The sequence below is a fragment of the Streptomyces inhibens genome, from assembly GCF_022221585.1.
In the GTDB taxonomy this organism is placed as follows: Bacteria; Actinomycetota; Actinomycetes; order Streptomycetales; family Streptomycetaceae; genus Streptomyces; species Streptomyces inhibens.
Genome location: NZ_CP084681.1, coordinates 824,822 through 840,880, shown reverse-complemented (window position 1 = coordinate 840,880; position 16,059 = coordinate 824,822). Strand labels below are relative to the sequence as shown.

Sequence of the window (16,059 nt, the reverse complement as noted above, 5' to 3'; positions counted from 1 at the left end):
CGCACGCTTCTGGAGGTCACCCCATGACCGAGCTCCCCGAAGAACTGCCGCTCTCCGGCATCACCGTCGTCAGCGTCGAACAGGCGGTGGCGGCCCCCTTCGCCACCCGCCAACTGGCCGATCTCGGCGCGCGTGTCATCAAGGTGGAACGCCCGGGCGGGGGCGACTTCGCCCGCCGTTACGACACCACGGTGCACGGCGAGTCCAGCTACTTCGTGTGGCTCAACCGGTCGAAGGAGTCCGTGACGCTCGACCTGAAGTCGGACCAGGGGCGGAAGGTGTTGGAGCAACTGCTGGGCGGGGCCGATGTGTTCGTACAGAACCTGGCCCCGGGCGCGGCCGCCAGGATGGACCTGGGCGCCGAGGCCCTCGCCGAGCGCTTCCCGTCGCTGATCCCGTGCTCCATCTCGGGCTACGGATCCAGCGGGCCGTGGGCCGGCCGGAAGGCGTACGACTTGCTGGTGCAGTGCCAGACCGGCCTGGTCTCGCTGACGGGGAACGAGCACGGCTCGGCCCGGGTGGGAGTGTCGGTCGCCGACATCGCGGCCGGCATGTACGCCTACTCGGGCATCCTCACCGCGCTGTTCACACGGGCGACCACCGGCGTCGCCCGGTCCGTGGAGGTCTCGCTGTTCGAGGCACTGGCCGAGTGGATGAACCAGCCCGCCTACTACACCCGTTACGGCGGCACCCAGCCCCCGCGCATCGGCACGCAACACGCCACCATCGCGCCGTACGGCGCCTACACCGCGGCTGACGGCAAGGACGTGCTGTTCTCCATCCAGAACGAGCGTGAATGGGCGGCCCTGTGCGAGCGGTTCCTGGGCCTGCCCGGGCTCGTCGGAGATCCGCGTTTCGCCACCGGCCCCGACCGCGTGGCCCACCGCGAGGAACTCAACGCGATCGTGGCCGAGCGGTTCGGCAAGTCGGACAGCGGCGAGGTGATGAAGCTGCTGGACGAGGCGGGCATCGCGAACGCCGGCGTCAACGACATCGACGAGTTCGTGCGTCACCCCGTACTCGGCGCCCGGGACCGCTGGCGCGACGTACGGATTCCCGGGGGAGCGGTGGTGCCCGCGCTGCTGCCACCGGCGGACCTGGCCGGCACCGCCCCGCGTATGGACGCCGTCCCCGCCGCCGGCGAGCACACCGAGAGCATCCTGTCCGAGCTGGGGTACAACACGGCCGACATCGACGGCATGAGGGCCGACCAGGTCATCTGAACTGCCGGTCCAGGGCTGTCGGCGGCAATGACGCCGGCCGTCCCGTCCAACCCTTTCAACGAGGAGCGTCGCAGCATGAGCACTCTCGACATCCTGTCCGAGGACGAGCAGCTCATCGTCAGGACGGTGCACGACTTCGTCGACAACGAGGTGAAGCCCGTCGTCCGGGAACTGGAGCACGCCAACACCTACCCCGAGGCCCTGATCGAGCAGATGAAGCAGCTCGGGATCTTCGGCCTCGCCATCCCCGAGGAGTTCGGCGGCACCCCGGTCTCCGCCCCCTGTTACGTCCTGATCACCGAGGAACTCGCCCGCGGTTGGATGAGCCTGGCCGGTGCGACGGGCGGCCACACCGTGGTCTCCAAGCTGCTGCTGTACTTCGGCACCGAGGAGCAGAAGCGCCACTACCTGCCCCGGATGGCCACCGGCGAAGTCCGGGCCACCATGGCCCTGACCGAACCGGGCGGCGGCTCCGACCTCCAGGCCCTGCGCACCGTCGCCCGCAAGGACGGTGGGGAAGGATATGTGGTCAACGGTTCGAAGACATGGATCACCAACTCCCGGCGGTCCGGGCTGATCGCCCTGCTGTGCAAGACGGACCCGGAGGCCGAGCCCGCGCACAAGGGCATCTCGATCCTGCTCGTTGAGCACGGGCCCGGCCTGACGGTCTCGCGCGACCTGCCCAAGCTCGGCTACAAGGGCGTCGAGAGCTGCGAGTTGTCGTTCGACGCCTACCGGGCGCCGGCCGACGCCGTACTCGGTGAGGTCGAGGGCAAGGGCTTCGCACAGATGATGAAGGGCCTGGAGACCGGACGGCTCCAGGTCGCCGCTCGCGCGCTCGGGGTCGGCCGGGCGGCACTGGAGGACGCACTCGCCTACGCCCAGGAGCGCGAGTCCTTCGGCAAGCCGATCTGGAAGCACCAGTCGATCGGCAACTACCTCGCCGACATGGCCACCTCGCTGACCGCGGCACGCCAGCTCACCCTCTACGCGGCCCGCGAGGCCGAGGCGGGCCGACGCGTCGACATGGAGGCGGGCATGGCCAAGCTCTTCGCCTCCGAGACGGCGATGCAGATCGCCCTCAACGCCGTCCGCATCCACGGCGGTTACGGCTACTCCACCGAATTCGACGTCGAGCGCTACTTCCGCGACGCACCGCTGATGATCGTCGGCGAGGGCACCAACGAGATCCAGCGCAACGTCATCGCGAGCCAGCTCGTCAAGCGCGGAGGGCTCGACGCGTGAACATCGTCGCCCGTGCGAAGCACGTGCCCGACGCCACCGGGGATTCCTTGCGGATCGTGTTGACGACGGCCAGGAGCTACGTTTCCAGGAGGTCGGAGTAGCCGAAGGAGGGGGTTCGATGCCGGACCACACCGCAGACCGCTTCCCGTCTGCCCGGTGGCGTGGCGCGCTGTTCCCGATGCCTGCCCCCGTCGCCTCGCCATGCGCGTGGGCGCTCGTACACGCGATAACCCGCTGCCGTACGGCCGGACTCCAGCTGACCCTGCTCCTCGTAGTAGCGCAGGGTACGGGTCGTGGTCCCCGCCTCCGCGGCCAGTTCACCGATCGGCATTGCAGCCACCTCGAAAGAGACGTCGATGCCTTCGGGCGCGGCCTCGCGCAGCCGGTCCGCGATCGGGCCGTCGTGATAATCGAAGGCCGCGTCGAACCCGAGCTTCTCGGTGAGACAGGCGGCTTTGGCCGGCGATCCGGTGCTGCCGCTCACCCGGGCCGCTCCCTTGAGCCTGGCGATCTGGCCGGCCGTGCTTCCGGTCGCCCCCGCCGCGCTGGAGACGAAGACGGTGTCGCCGGGCCGCAGCTCCGCTGCGTCCATGAGCCCGACATAGGCGACCAGTCCGCAGCCCAGGTAGGTGGTGGGCGTCGGATAGGCGTCCCGGTCGACGCGGCGGAACAGCCCGGCCCGCGCCACTGCGTACTCGCGCCAGCCGAACCTGTGCATCCCAGGTCGCCTTCGCCCAGTGACGGATCGGCGGAGGCGACCACCTCACCGATGGCGTCGCCGTACATCACCTCGCCGACCTCGTAGCGGGGCATCGGCAGGCCGGGCTCGCCCGCGATCAGCAGCGGTCGGCGGGCGTGGTGGTCTTCCCCGCCGCCGACCGATCGTGAACGCGAGCCGCTCGGCCGCGTCAGTGCTGGAGCGCGACCTTGAAGACCACGATGACCAATCCGAGGAGAAGGTTCACCGCACCCGCGACCAGGATCAGACGGCGCGAGGCACCGGCGCGCACGGCGGCCAGCGTGGCCCAGCCGACCTGTCCGGCGAGAGCGACAGTGAGCGCCAGCCATGCCGTTCCCTGAACTCCCAGTCCGAAGAGTGGGCTGATCGCCACGGCAGCGGCCGGTGGGACGGCCGCCTTGAGGATCGGCCGCTCGTCGGCGAACAGGCGGCGAACCTCCTTCCGGCTCACGGGCCCGTGGACCATACGGGCTCCGAAGAGGCGGGAGAAGACGTGCGCGGCCCAGAACACCACACCGGTACCGAGCAGCAGCACCATGAGTTCCAACCGCGGAAACGAGCCGAGCGTTCCGGCGCCGACCACCACGGAGGCAGCGAGCAGCGAGCCGTAGACCGCGCCGCTGTAGTCGACGTGAGCGGCACCGGTCGGTGGCCGAGACTGTGCGTCATGCGCGCGGGTCCGGTGTGTCACACCTCCAGGGTGCCCGAGCAGGCGCGCTTCGCATGGTCACAACGTGCGACGGCCGGGGGAGCGGCCGGCGCTGATCAACCGGTGTCACGCCCCGCCGCGGCCCGTCCCACCGTGAGGGCCAGCCTGCGCACCCTGCGCCAATCCATCGGCGGCTTGCCGCGCGGCACGCCGGGACGGTGGCGGGGCAGTCGTACACGCAGCGCGCCCGGTTCGATCCAGCAGCGTACGGGGGTGGGCACGGTGAGGGCCTCGCCGTCGACACCGACCGGGATGACGGGTGCGTCGGCGTCGACGACCACCTTCTGGGCGGCGATCGAGGCCAGTCCGGGCCCATGACTGCCGCGCAGCATCGCGGCCGCCTGCACCGCGTTGTCGACCGTGACACCGAGCACTCCCAGGACACCGGAGTCCAGCCGTTCCCGGCGCCCCAGGCCCGCGGGGTCTCCCATCCGGTAGGGGTTGTTGCTCACCAGAACGGCTTGGGGCCCGTCGACGGTGACGTCATCAGCGTGCACCTTCAGGCGCGGACCACTGTGGTGGGTCAGCAGGTCGGGCAGCATCTGAAGGGTGGTACGGGCCTTGTCGTCGCGATAGGCCGGGCTCTGCACCACGGTCGCGTACGCGCCGAAGGAGGCGTTGTTGACGAAGACGCGCCCCCGGCCTTCCGCCGCGGGCGCCCCCACGTCGATGAAGCCCAGGTCGACGCGCAGCTCGACACCGTCGGTGAGCGCCTCAAGGCACGCCGAGGGATCCTCACGGTCGAGACCGAGGTCCATGGCGAAATGGTTGCGGGTCCCGGCGCAGATGACGACGAACGGAACGCCGCGCTCCGCCGCCACGCCCGCGACCAGGGCCTGCGTACCGTCGCCGCCCGCGACACCGAGCAGGTCTGCGCCGTCGTCGACGGCCCGCCTCGCCAGCTCGGCCACGTCCTGCGGCTGCGCGGGGTTCAGCACGACGACTTCGGCGCCGAGAGCCCTGGCCCTGTCCGTCAAGTGGAACCTCCCGACCTTCCCGCCGCCCGAGCGTGGATTCATGATGAGGAAGGGGCGTCTCGGAGGAGCGACCCGGCGTTCCGGCGTGCGCGCCGGCCGGGTGTCCTGTGCCAGTGCTGTTCTGCCCGTGACGACGGCAAGCGTCCACAGGGCGAGCGAGACGAGCACCACCCACAGCAGCCCGGCGACCGCGTAGAGCACCAGAACGGCGACCGGCGCGGCTGCCGCCAGCAGGAGACCGAGCACCCTGGCCGCACCTCCGTGCGCGAGCACCCACCACAGGCCGACCGCCGTGGCGGCCAGCCCGGCCAGCCCCACGGCCACCAGCACGACGCTCCGAAGCCCGGCGAACACCAGCAGGACCAGCAGCGCCGCCGTTCCCGCCGCCAGTGCCAGCCGTGCGGCCCAGCGTCTGTCCACGCGATCAAACCTCCCGCCGCCTGCCGCGGCCCCTCCCGCCTTCCACTCCACGGGCGCGGCCCGCGAAGCGCATCACCCGGCGCGGGCGATCCGTCCCCAGGTCGCCGCGTGGCGATCAACGGCCGAGCACGTGACCATGGGAATGCCGGTTCCGGTTCCCCGCCACGAGCCGCTTCACCCGGTGGCGGGAGCGGAGTCCATGCCCGGCCAGGCGCCGTCCATCGCCTCCTGGGGGTGGTGCTCATGCTTCCAACCAGTGCCTCAGGCGCAGAGGGCGGCGAGAACACCGCCGTCACGTCCTTCGTAGCCGGCGTGCCGCTGGACCCGGCCGGGGGCCCACTGCTCGCGGCCAAGTTCTCGGTCCCGGCCGTCGCTCGCGGCTTCGTCCGCAGACAGCGGCTCCTGGACCGGCTCACCGATGGCACGAACGGGCCGCTCACCGTCGTCACGGGCGCGGCAGGTGCCGGAAAGACGACTCTCGTCTCCTCCTGGACACAAGGGGGGACGCACCCGGGGCCGGTGGTGTGGGTGACCCTGGACTCCGACGACACCCCCAATGTCATCTGGGCCTACATCGTGGAGGCGTTGCGCCGCGGGTTCCTCGGACTCACCGGTGACATCGGCATGCCCGTCGGTGCCGGCAGCGCCGATCACTCGATGCTGGTCCGCCTCTGCTCCGCCCTGGAACGGCTTCCCGAGCCGGTGGTCCTCGTGCTCGACGGCCTGGACAAGGTGCCCGGCCGGGAGGTGGCATCGGGCCTGGGCTTCGTCCTGGACCACGCCGGGCCGCGGCTGCGCCTGGTACTGACCAGCCGGGTGGATCCCTCGCTGCCGCTCCACCGCTACCGCACCGAGGACCGGCTGTACGAGATCCGGGGCGCCGACCTGGCGTTCACCCCACGCGAGGTGGCCGTGCTGCTGCGCGGGCACGGGCTCGTGCCGGGCGGGGAGACCGTGCAGGCCCTCACCAGCCGTACCGAGGGCTGGGCCGCCGGGCTGCGGCTGTGCGCCCTGGCCATGGAGGGTTCGGGCGACGCGGACGGCTTTGTGCGGTCGTTCACCGCCTCCGAGCACGCGGTCGCCGACTACCTGACCGCCGAGATCCTCGACGCCCAGCCCGCCGCGACCCGGGAGTTGCTGCTGCGTGTCAGCATCCTGGACCGGGTGCACCCCGATCTCGCCAACGCGCTGACAGGGCGCCAGGACGCCGAGCGGATCCTGACGCGGCTGACGCGTGCCAACGCCTTCGTCGAACCCCTTGCCGACACGGGGTGGTGTCGCTTCCACCCGTTGTTCGCCGCGGTGCTCCATGCGCACCTGCGCAGCCAGCGGCCCGGCCTCGAACCAAGGTTGCACCGCCGGGCCGCACGCTGGTTCACCGGTTCCGGCCAGGTCACCAAGGCCCTGGCCCACGCGGCCGCGGGCGGGGACTGGAAGTACGGCGCCACCGAGGCCGTCCGGCACCTGATGCTCGGACGTCTGCTGGCCGACCCCGAGGCCGAGGGGCTCGAAGGGCTCTTCTCCCGCATGCCCGCGGACGTCCCGGGAGCCGAACCGGCCCTGGTCGCGGCAGCCTGCCACCTGTCCCGGCGCGACCTTGTGGGCTGCCGCGCGTGCCTCGCGCGGGCCGAGTACCACCTGCACCGCAAGGGGGCATGTCCCACGCCCGAGGCGCGGCTCACCCACACCCTGCTCCGGCTGTTGTCCGAGCCGTACGAGCAGCGGCACGGAGGTGCGGACGGCACGGCGGCCGCCGAGGAGGCGGCACGGCACATCGGGGAACTGATGGCGCAGCTGCCACGATTCCGGATCAAGGAACACCCCGAGATCGAGGCGCTGCGACGCCACGGGCTGGCCTGCTCCCTGCTGAAGTCCGGACGCCTCGACGACGCCAGGACGGCGTTCGCGGACGCCGTGCGGGCCTGTACGGCCGAGGTGACGCACCTCGTGCGGCACCAGTGCTTGGGGCGGCTCGCCCTGGCCGAGGGGATCGACGGGGCGCTGACCCTGGCGGCAGACCACGCCCGCTGCTCCCTCGCCGTCGCCGACCAGCACGGCATACCCCAGCCCCACCGTTCGGCGGCCGCTCACCTGGCGCTTGCCACCGTGGCATGCGAACGCGGCGAGGTCAGCACCGCGATTCGCCACATCGATCAGGCCGAGGCGCTCCCCGACACCCACGACGACCCGGTGCTGATGACGGAGAAAGCGATCCTCTGGTCCCGGGTGGAACTGGCGCAAGGCCGGTGGGCAGCGGCTCTCGCGGCCCTGGACGAACTCGTCCCTTCTCCCCACGCCTGGCCCGCCGAACGCCTGGCCGTCGCGCGCTCCACCGCGGCCCTGGCCCGCGGGGACCATGCGACGGCGATCTCCGCCTTGGACGGGGCCGAAGCCGCAAGCCCGGCCCGGACCGTCGCCCTCGCGCTCGCCCACCTCGCCGCCGGACACACCGAGACCGCTCTGCGCCTCGTCGCAGCGATCGAAGACTCACCCGGGCTGAGCCTGCCCGATCGCGTACGGATCGGGCTGCTGCGGACCCGCGCCGCGATGCTGGGCGGCGACCGGGCAGCCGCTCACGCCCTGCTCACCCAGGCTCTGGACGCGGCACGCCCCGAACAGCTGCGACGGCCTTTCACCGAGGCCAGACCCTGGATGCGGCATCTGCTCCACCGCCCGGACGGCTCGCTCGGCGTACATGCCTGGCTCACCGCGCGGCCACCGGACCGTCAGGACGACCCGATCCTGATCGAACCGCTGAGCGGCCGTGAGCGGGAGGTGCTCGCGTACCTGGAGCGGATGATGACCACCGACGAGATCGCCGCCGCCCTGCACCTGTCCGTCAACACCGTCAAGACGCATCTGCGGAGCATCTACCGCAAACTCTGTGTCTCCTGCCGCCGCGAAGCGGTCGAGCGCGGCCGGGAGTTCCGCCTTCTGTGAGCTTGCCGGGCCTGTCGTGCGGTCACCTGCTGTGGGTGATGCCGTCCCGTCGCACGACGGGCAGCATGCGGGAAGACGGTGTTCCAGGCGCGGGGAGGAGCGGTGGGACGCATGCGTTACGAGTTCCGCGTCACCGGCCACGTATCCGCAGGCCTGGCCGAGGCGTTCCCGGAGCTGGACAGGGTGCTGGCTCCCCGACAGACGCTGTTCTTCGGGGCGGTGACCGACGAGGCGCATCTGTACGGGCTGCTGAACCGCTTCCGGGATCTCGGCCTGCGCGTCGAGGAGATGCGCCGTCTCGCGGACTGACGCCGGGAGCATCAAGGCACCCGTGACAGCGACGCATCCGGCCCTCCACGCCACCACCCCGGCCGAGCGAGCCGCCCACGGCAAGGCCGCCTCAGCAGCGCGACACATGGCGGATCACCGCCGCAACCGACTGATACGGCACCGGTCACTCACCCGTCCCGGGCGATGCGGAGCGGCCGCGGCGATGGCCACGGTGGAGATCACCGCCCGGCCAGGGACGGTTCCGCGCGTGACGTGAAGGGAGGAGCCGATGGCCTCGTCCAGCCCCTCCGCTCCCCAAGACTCCGGTAGGCCCGAAGAGGAGCCCGCCCTGAGCGCCGCCGAACGTGCGGAGTACGACAGGCTGCGCAAGGCCGCCGCGGTGCGCCACCGGTGCTGGCGCTACACGGCAGGATCCGTCCTGCTGGTTCTGGCCTTCCTCCTCGCCCCGCTTGCTGTCGTTGCCACCTGGGTGGACAGGGAGGTTGTCGACACCGACCGGTACGTCCAGACCGTGGCACCCCTCGCCTCCGAGCCCGCCGTGCAGAATGTGGTGACCGACCGGCTGACCAACCGCGTGGTCGGCACCGTCGACGTCAAGGCGATCACCGAATCCCTCACCAAGGCCCTCCAGAAAGCCGGCGCACCGCCCGTGGTGGTGAAGCACACCCCGGCGCTGGCCGGCCCTCTGAAGAGCGCGCTCACCGACACGGTGCACGGTGTGGTGTCGAAGGTGGTGACCAGCCACCAGTTCGCCCAGGTGTGGGACGAGGCCAACCGTCTTGCCCACGCCGCGGTGGTGAAGGTCCTCACCGGCGAGGGGAACAGCGCGGTGCAAGCGCGGGGGGACACCATCGTCCTGGACATCGGCACCATCGTCGACAAGGTCAAGCAGCGCCTGGTGGACGCCGGCTTCGAGAAGGCGGCGGACATCCCCAAGATCGACCGGACCGTTCCGCTGTTGCAGGTCGACAAGCTCCAGCAGGCGCAGGGCGCCATGCGCCTGCTCGATGTCGTCGGCACCTGGTTGCCCGTCGTGGGCCTCGCGCTGGCCGCGCTCGCCGTCTGGGTGGTGCCCGCGCACCGGGTGGCCCTGATGAGCGCCGCGATCGGGATCGGCGTGATGATGATCGCGCTGCTCATCGGCCTCGCGGTCATGCGCGGGGTGTATCTGGACTCCGTCCGGCCGGCCACCATGCCCCGGGACGCGGCCGCCACCATCTTCGACACGCTCGTCCGCTTCCTGCGCCAGAGCACCCGCACCGTCCTCGTCATCGCGGTGATCACCGCCCTCGCGGCCTACCTGTACGGGCCCGGCCGCGGTGCCCGCGCCGTACGCTCCGGCGCCGCCTGGAGCACCGGGACCGCCGGCCGGGCCCTGGCCCGCTCCGGCCTGCGCACAGGCGGCCCCGGCCAATGGCTGGACACCCACCGCGGCTGGACCACCGGCATCGTCATCGCCGCAGGCGCGCTCGCCCTGGTGCTGTGGAATTACCCCACTCCGGCATCCGTGGCGCTCGTCCTGGGCATCGTGGTCCTCGTCCTGGCGCTCCTCGGCATTCTCGCCGGAGCGGCCGACAGACCGGGCCGGGCCTCCAAGGGCGCTGGGACGGGCACCGCGAGAGCCCACGACCGGTGAGGCGTGCGCATGGCACCTGGCGGTGGCTGCTCGTCCGGCCGGCGACGCTCATTCGACCAACCCGCGACTGCCGGAATCTCACCCGCGCCGGGTGAAGCGGCCGGCCCCCGTATCGCGCACACTCGGACATCGCCGGGGGTGGCATGGATGGGAGAAGGCAATGGAAAGTTCCGTGTACATGGCGTACGACTATCCGGTACTTGGCGCGTTCTGGACCATGATGTGGATCTTCCTATGGGTCCTGTGGTTCGTCCTGCTTTTCCGGATCATCGTTGACATCTTCCGCGACGACACGATGAGCGGCTGGGCCAAGGCCGGGTGGCTCGTCCTTGTGATCGCTCTTCCCTTCCTCGGCGTCTTCGTATACGTCCTCGCCCGCGGCAAGGGCATGGGCAAGCGCGAGATGGAGCACGCCCAGGCTCAGCAGAAGGCACTCGACACCTACGTGCGTGAGACCGCCCGGGGTGCAGGACGAACCAGTGAGGTCGACGAACTGGCGAAACTCTCGGAGATCCGTGCCAGGGGCGACATCTCCGACGAGGAGTTCCGCCGGGCGAAGGAAAAGATTCTGCACTGACCGCGGCACTTGCCGGCGGCCGCTCGATCGCGGTGATCAGCTCGTCCGGGTCCGGCGAAAGGGGACCGGGGACGAGCAGTGGCTGCCGGCCGGCGACGATGCCTATCGGGGCGGTGGCTGCTGCCGATGTCCGCGCTCGTGCGGGACCAGGGGCGAGGCCCATTCCGCCGGGAGGCGGCAGGGTCGTGTGGGCTCGGTGCCTTCTCTGAACCTTCCACGGTCAAGTGTCGGCCGCCCGTGGCATGCTCGCGCGGAAACGTTCCCACGAGAAAGCAGCGACATGACCGGTCAATCCCTGCTGGACTCCGACGGAAGGGCCCTTCCGCTTCCCCCCGATCCCCTGAGCCCGGTGCCGGACGAGGTCGAACGCGGGCTGGCGGCATACCGGGCGGGTGATGCCCCGGAAGCGCGGGCCCTGCTGGCCACGATCGCCGGCACGGGACGTACAACCGTGTCCGGGCATGCGGCAATGGCGCTGGCGGGCATCGAACTCGGCGAGAACGGGCTCGGCGGCTCCTGCCGAAAATGGCTGGAGCAGGTGGCCGCAGGAGAGGACCCTTGGCTTGGCCCCTTGGCCGCCGTGATGCTCGCCCCGGACTTCCGGTCCGATACATCCTTGGACTCCGACCGAGTGCTCCTTCGGAGCCTCGCGGCCCAACTCACCGGCGACCTGGACACGGCCCGGAACGGATTCGAGCAGGCCGCCGACGTCCACGAAGGCACGGAGACCGGGGACCTCGCCGGCCTCCTCCTCGGCAACCTCCTGCTCCAGAGCGGCGACCAGGCCGCGGCTCTCAAGCCGCTGAGGTACGCACGAGAGATGTGCGACGGCCTGTTCGCGGGCTATGCGGGTTACCTCGAAGGGCACGTACTCATCGGGCAGGACGAAAAGAACCAGGCGGGCAAGGTACTCCGGTACGCGCACAGAGAGTCCCACCCGGCCAGGGGCGGGAGTGCGGGGCTGCACCCCTGGGTCGCCGTCCGGTTCGGCGAGCTGCTGGCAGGCGACACGTTCGCCCTGGACCTCGTCTACGACCAGATGGAAAACAGCGGCGTGAGTGAGGGCGAGGTAGTGCGGGAGCCCTTCGAGTCCGCCCTGGACCTGAAGGAGGTCAGCCGTCCCGCGCTCGTCGACATCGGCTTCCATCTGTTCCCCTACACCGCGGAATTCGGGCCGGTGCACGCGGGACTGGAGCGCCTGAAGACCTGGAGCGACGAACGCTACGAGCGAGGCCGCAGGCTGGTACTCGCGCTCCACACCCATGTCGAGGACAGCCGCAACGAGCGATGCACACGAGGGCTGGCGGAGCTTCGGGAGAAGCTCGACCTTGCCCAACCCCGCTGAGCGCGCCACGGACGGAAGGCGAGAAGCTCGGACCGTCTCTCCGCGCTCCTGGCGGTCCTGGAAACGTGGGCCGGCCTCGTCGCCGCCTGCGTGATACCGAAGAGGCCGCCCAGCTTCGCCAACATGACCGCCGCCACCGGGATGGAACGTTGCCGGGCGGGCCGGCTCAGGCGTGCCAGATCTCCTTGATGCTGTTGACCTTGCCCTCGGAGTCCAGCGTGATGTCGTAGATGTTCCCGGAGCAGCTGTACGGGGCCTTCACCGCGCTCGGGTTCGTCATGCAGTCACCGGCGTGCATCCACAGCTCGCCGACGGGGACCGACTTCGTGCTGCCGGACCCGGTGGCCAGCTCCGCCTTCACGTCCCCGGCGAAGAGGTAGTACTTGGCCTTGCCCTGACCGTGGTAGATCCAGTCGTTGGGCGTGCAGACCGGCTTGGCGTCCTTCGCGGACAGTGAGCCCTTCGACGGGGGCGCGGCGGGCTCGACCATCTTGTGCCCGGCCGGCACCTTCGGCGGCGCCCCGCAGTCGCCGGGGCCACCGGCCTCGTCCGTGGGGCCATCGCTCGGGGACGGCTTCTTCGACGGCCGAGCGGAGGCGCTGGAGCCGCCGGCGCTGTCGCCATAGGGGTCCTCCGGACCGCAGGCGGTGAGACCTCCGAGCGTGGCGACGAGCGCAAACGTGCTGATGAGACGTTGAGTTGGCTTCATGCCGAATTCCCCCGTGAACCGAAAAATGACGTGATCATGCTCGATCGGGGAGAGTTCTACACCAGCGGGCTGCTCAAGGCCAATTGCGCCGCCAGAGGGTGCCGGGAGGGTCCGCCGCGCGGTCCACCGGACAGATTCTGGATGTGAGGTCCGGTGGTTCGCTTCAGCTATGACAGCGGGGTGAACGAGCCGAGTGCCATTGCCGGTTGGAGTGTCGCGCCGGTCCGTCGGCCATGTCGATGCGGGCAACCGGGGAGGCAACCCAGGCGGATCGCCGAATTGTTCACCTGCTCGTCCGGGCGGCGGCGTTCACTGCGGGCCGGGCCCTCGGAGGCGGTCGCGAGGAATGGCGGCCAGAACGGCCAGTGACACTGTGGTCCCGCAGACCCTGTATGATCATGACGTAACTCCGGTGCACCACACGGAGTCACGCGTCTGTGGTCCAAGGAAAGACGCCCGCCAGCCGGCGGGAAATGCAGGTGCAAGGCCTGCCGGGCGCTCCACACAAGGGTCCCTGTCTCCGTCGAGGCAGGGACCCTTCGCCATTCACACCCACTTCTCCTCGAAGGTGGCGTTGTAGCCGGCGTTGAGGAGGATGAGCGTCAGGGTGAGCGTCTCGTCCAGCCGTGCGGTGCCTTGGGTGTTGGTGGTGGCGGTGTACAGGAAGTGGCTGCCGGTCCTGCGAGTGCTCGTGGCCGCGCCCATCATCCCATGCGTGTCGACTCCTTCACTGCGCGTAAGTGAACCGTCCGAATAGCGGGCGTTCACCTCATACGCGCAACACGTCCCCTCACACTCTTGAGGCTCACCGAACGTCTCAAACAATGAACAGGCACGACCATGAGTCGGACAATCACCCGATCACCCCAGGGCTCCCCGCAGGCCGTGCAGAACGGCGAGTCCGTGCTGTCGCATGGCCTCAAACAGCGCCATCTGTCGATGATCGCGCTCGGCGGGGTCATCGGCGCCGGGCTCTTCGTGGGCTCGGGGGCCGGCATCGCCGCGGCCGGGCCGGCCATCGTCCTCCTCTTCGTGGGCGCCGGCGCGCTGGTCATGCTGATCATGCGGATGCTCGGCGAGATGTCCGCGGCCCGGCCCTCCACCGGTGCGTTCTCGGTGCATGCCGAGGAGGAACTCGGCTCCTGGGCAGGGGCCACCTCGGGCTGGATGTACTGGCTGATGCTCTGCGCCGGCGTGGCCGCCGAGGCCACTGCGGCGGGCACGATCATGCACACCTGGGTGTCGTTCATCCCGGCCTACGGCTGGGTGGCGATCTTCATGGCGTTCTTCTGCGCCAGCAATCTGACCGCGGTCAAGAACTTCGGCGAGTTCGAGTTCTGGTTCGCCGCAGTCAAGGTCACCGCGATCGTCGCCTTTCTGGTGCTGGGCGTGCTCGGCATTCTCGGGGTGTTCGGCAGTGCACCCGGCACGAGCCATCTCACCGGCCATGGCGGCTTCTTCCCGACCGGCGCCGCCGGACTCGCCGCCGGGCTGCTGACCGCCATTTCCGCGTTCGCCGGTCTGGAGACCGTCACCATCGCGGCGGCGGAGTCCGACCACCCGAGCCGGAACGTGGCCCGCGCCGTCCGTACCGCCGTCTGGCGTATCGCCGTTTTCTACATCGGTTCCATGGCCGTGGTCGTCACCCTGGTGCCGTGGAACAACCCGAAGGTCGCCACGGACGGCCCGTATGTCACCGTGCTCGACAGGCTCGGTATCCCGGCAGCCGGCACGATCATGCAGATCGTGGTGCTGGTGGCACTGCTCTCCGCGATGAACGCCAACATCTATGGCTCGTCGCGTATGGCGTACTCCCTCGTCAACCGGGGCCAGGGCCCGCGTTTCCTGGGCAGGGTCACCAGGGGCGTGCCGGCGGCGGCGGTGCTGGCGTCCTGCGTGTTCGGCTTCGCAGCCGTGATCGCCGGGATCGTCTGGCCGACCACCGTGTTCGCCTGGCTGCTGAACATCGCCGGCTGCTCGGTGCTGGTCGTCTGGTCCATCGTCTGCCTCACCCAGCTGAAGATGCGCCGCCGTTTGGAGCGCGAGGCACCCGAGCTGCTCTCCGTACGGATGTGGGGCTTCCCCTACCTGACCTGGCTCGCGTTCGCCGCCATCCTCGGTGTCTTCGCCGTCATGGCCGCCAGCGCGGACGGCCGTCATCAGCTCGCCGGTACGGCTGTCGTGGTGGCGGCGCTGGCAGGCGCAGGCCATCTCAAGCAGCGCCGCGACCGGCGGGCCGCCGTCAGCGCCTAAAGGTGTCGCTTCATCTGGCGAGGCGGCGGTTGCTGTTGAGGACTGTGGCCATGCCGACGAAGGCGAGGAAGTGTTCTGCCTCGCCTTCGAGGTCCCGGGGCTGACGGACGTGCAGACGCGCGGGACGACGCCCCGTCAGCCTGGTGGCCGGCGGGGCGTCGGGTTCGGTGACCTCGAGTCGAGAGGGCAGCCGCAGCGCCTGAGCGGGGTCCGATCAGAAGTCGTAAGGCTTGGCAGTGTTCCAGTTCGTGACGTCGGCGCTGGACCAGGTGAACTTCGACGGCACGCCCTTGCTGTCGAAGGCCTGCTGCTCGGTGCCCGGGCCGGTGTCGCCGGTCTGGTCGCGCAGGGCGAGGGAGAGGTCCGCCGACGTGTGGGTCTTCGCGCTGTCGGTGAAGAGGTTCACGGCGGCGTAGACCTTGGTGCCGGGCTTGACCGTGATCCGGGTGCTGCCGCCGGGGGCGTCCTTGGCCGAGTGGCGCAGGACGTTCGAGGTGTCCCCGAGGATGACGGACGGATACGAAGTGATCCAGCAGGGCTTGGAGTCGGCATTCCGTGCGGTGATCAGCAGGTGCTCGCCCTGCTGCTTCGGGAGACGGTGCAGTACGGAGTAGGACATCTCGTCGCCGTTGCACGGACGGGTGCCGGCGGAGTCGGCGACGGTGACCTTGCCGGAACCGGAACCGGAACCGGAACCGGAACCGGAACCGGAACCGGAACGCGAGCCGGAAGTGCCCTGTCCGGTGGACGCCTGGGACGACCTCGTCCCCGTCCCCTTGTCGCCGCCCGTCCCCGCCGTCTTGTCCGTGTTCTTTGAGCCCTCGGCCGTGCCGCCACCCTGGCTCGCGTCGGCCTTCACACCGCTGCCGCTGTCCGAGCCGCCGCAGGCGGTCAGGGTCAGGGCCAGTGCGGCGGTGGCGGCGGCCAGGGCGGTGGTGCCGATGCGGAATGTACGCATGATGAGGTTCCCCCGTGCGGTCGTGCGGGACTCGTGA

General features: G+C 70.2%; 14 protein-coding genes. 8 read left to right on the top strand and 6 right to left on the bottom strand.

Going from position 1 to position 16,059, the window contains the following annotated elements; all coding sequences use genetic code 11:
* Window positions 1-23 precede the first annotated feature (23 nt).
* Both KI385_RS04020 and KI385_RS04015 read left to right on the top strand, forming a co-directional pair.
* A complete protein-coding gene (locus tag KI385_RS04020) occupies window positions 24-1,223 on the top strand; it encodes a CaiB/BaiF CoA transferase family protein (protein WP_238570840.1) in 1,200 nt (399 codons plus the stop codon).
* 75 nt (window positions 1,224-1,298) lie between these two features.
* A complete protein-coding gene (locus KI385_RS04015; RefSeq protein WP_238570839.1) occupies window positions 1,299-2,468 on the top strand; it encodes an acyl-CoA dehydrogenase family protein in 1,170 nt (389 codons plus the stop codon).
* A gap of 76 nt (window positions 2,469-2,544) precedes the next feature.
* On the opposite strand, the gene KI385_RS04010 is transcribed toward KI385_RS04015, so the two are convergent.
* The 3 genes from KI385_RS04010 to KI385_RS04000 all read right to left on the bottom strand — a co-directional run bounded on the left by KI385_RS04010 (window position 2,545) and on the right by KI385_RS04000 (window position 5,313).
* Window positions 2,545-3,186: a MerR family DNA-binding transcriptional regulator gene (locus KI385_RS04010; protein WP_238570838.1), complete on the bottom strand. Its 642-nt coding sequence runs from the start codon at window positions 3,184-3,186 to the stop codon at window positions 2,545-2,547.
* Window positions 3,187-3,376: 190 nt separating this feature from the next.
* Complete coding sequence (locus tag KI385_RS04005; protein WP_425356864.1) at window positions 3,377-3,898, bottom strand: hypothetical protein; 522 nt, start codon at window positions 3,896-3,898, stop codon at window positions 3,377-3,379.
* 74 nt (window positions 3,899-3,972) lie between these two features.
* Entirely contained in the window at window positions 3,973-5,313 is a 1,341-nt protein-coding gene (locus KI385_RS04000) for a diacylglycerol/lipid kinase family protein (RefSeq protein ID WP_238570837.1), read from the bottom strand.
* Between the two features lie 243 nt (window positions 5,314-5,556).
* Between KI385_RS04000 and KI385_RS03995 the strand changes: the two genes are divergently transcribed.
* The 5 genes from KI385_RS03995 to KI385_RS03975 all read left to right on the top strand — a co-directional run bounded on the left by KI385_RS03995 (window position 5,557) and on the right by KI385_RS03975 (window position 12,102).
* On the top strand, window positions 5,557-8,253 hold the full coding sequence (locus tag KI385_RS03995) for a winged helix-turn-helix domain-containing protein (protein ID WP_238570836.1): 2,697 nt from the start codon (window positions 5,557-5,559) through the stop codon (window positions 8,251-8,253).
* Window positions 8,254-8,364: 111 nt separating this feature from the next.
* Window positions 8,365-8,562, top strand: a complete 198-nt coding sequence (locus KI385_RS03990) for a hypothetical protein (protein WP_128512396.1) — start codon at window positions 8,365-8,367, stop codon at window positions 8,560-8,562.
* A 250-nt stretch (window positions 8,563-8,812) separates the two neighbouring features.
* Window positions 8,813-10,180: a hypothetical protein gene (locus KI385_RS03985; RefSeq protein ID WP_238570835.1), complete on the top strand. Its 1,368-nt coding sequence runs from the start codon at window positions 8,813-8,815 to the stop codon at window positions 10,178-10,180.
* Window positions 10,181-10,340: 160 nt separating this feature from the next.
* A complete protein-coding gene (locus KI385_RS03980) occupies window positions 10,341-10,757 on the top strand; it encodes an SHOCT domain-containing protein (RefSeq protein ID WP_238570834.1) in 417 nt (138 codons plus the stop codon).
* Between the two features lie 280 nt (window positions 10,758-11,037).
* Entirely contained in the window at window positions 11,038-12,102 is a 1,065-nt protein-coding gene (locus KI385_RS03975) for a hypothetical protein (protein ID WP_238570833.1), read from the top strand.
* Window positions 12,103-12,268: 166 nt separating this feature from the next.
* Here the strand turns inward: KI385_RS03975 and KI385_RS03970 are convergent, their stop codons facing one another.
* Together KI385_RS03970 and KI385_RS03965 are read right to left on the bottom strand one after the other, a co-directional pair.
* Window positions 12,269-12,811, bottom strand: a complete 543-nt coding sequence (locus tag KI385_RS03970; RefSeq protein ID WP_238570832.1) for a hypothetical protein — start codon at window positions 12,809-12,811, stop codon at window positions 12,269-12,271.
* Window positions 12,812-13,357: 546 nt separating this feature from the next.
* Window positions 13,358-13,519 (bottom strand): hypothetical protein, encoded by a 162-nt coding sequence (locus tag KI385_RS03965; RefSeq protein WP_238570831.1) that lies wholly within the window; start codon window positions 13,517-13,519, stop codon window positions 13,358-13,360.
* 132 nt (window positions 13,520-13,651) lie between these two features.
* Here KI385_RS03965 and KI385_RS03960 point away from each other — a divergent pair, with 132 nt between their 5' ends.
* Window positions 13,652-15,064: an amino acid permease gene (locus KI385_RS03960; protein ID WP_238570830.1), complete on the top strand. Its 1,413-nt coding sequence runs from the start codon at window positions 13,652-13,654 to the stop codon at window positions 15,062-15,064.
* A 214-nt stretch (window positions 15,065-15,278) separates the two neighbouring features.
* Here KI385_RS03960 and KI385_RS03955 read toward each other — a convergent pair whose 3' ends face one another.
* Window positions 15,279-16,022, bottom strand: coding sequence for a DUF4232 domain-containing protein (locus KI385_RS03955; RefSeq protein WP_238570829.1), 744 nt, complete (start codon window positions 16,020-16,022; stop codon window positions 15,279-15,281).
* Window positions 16,023-16,059 lie beyond the last annotated feature (37 nt).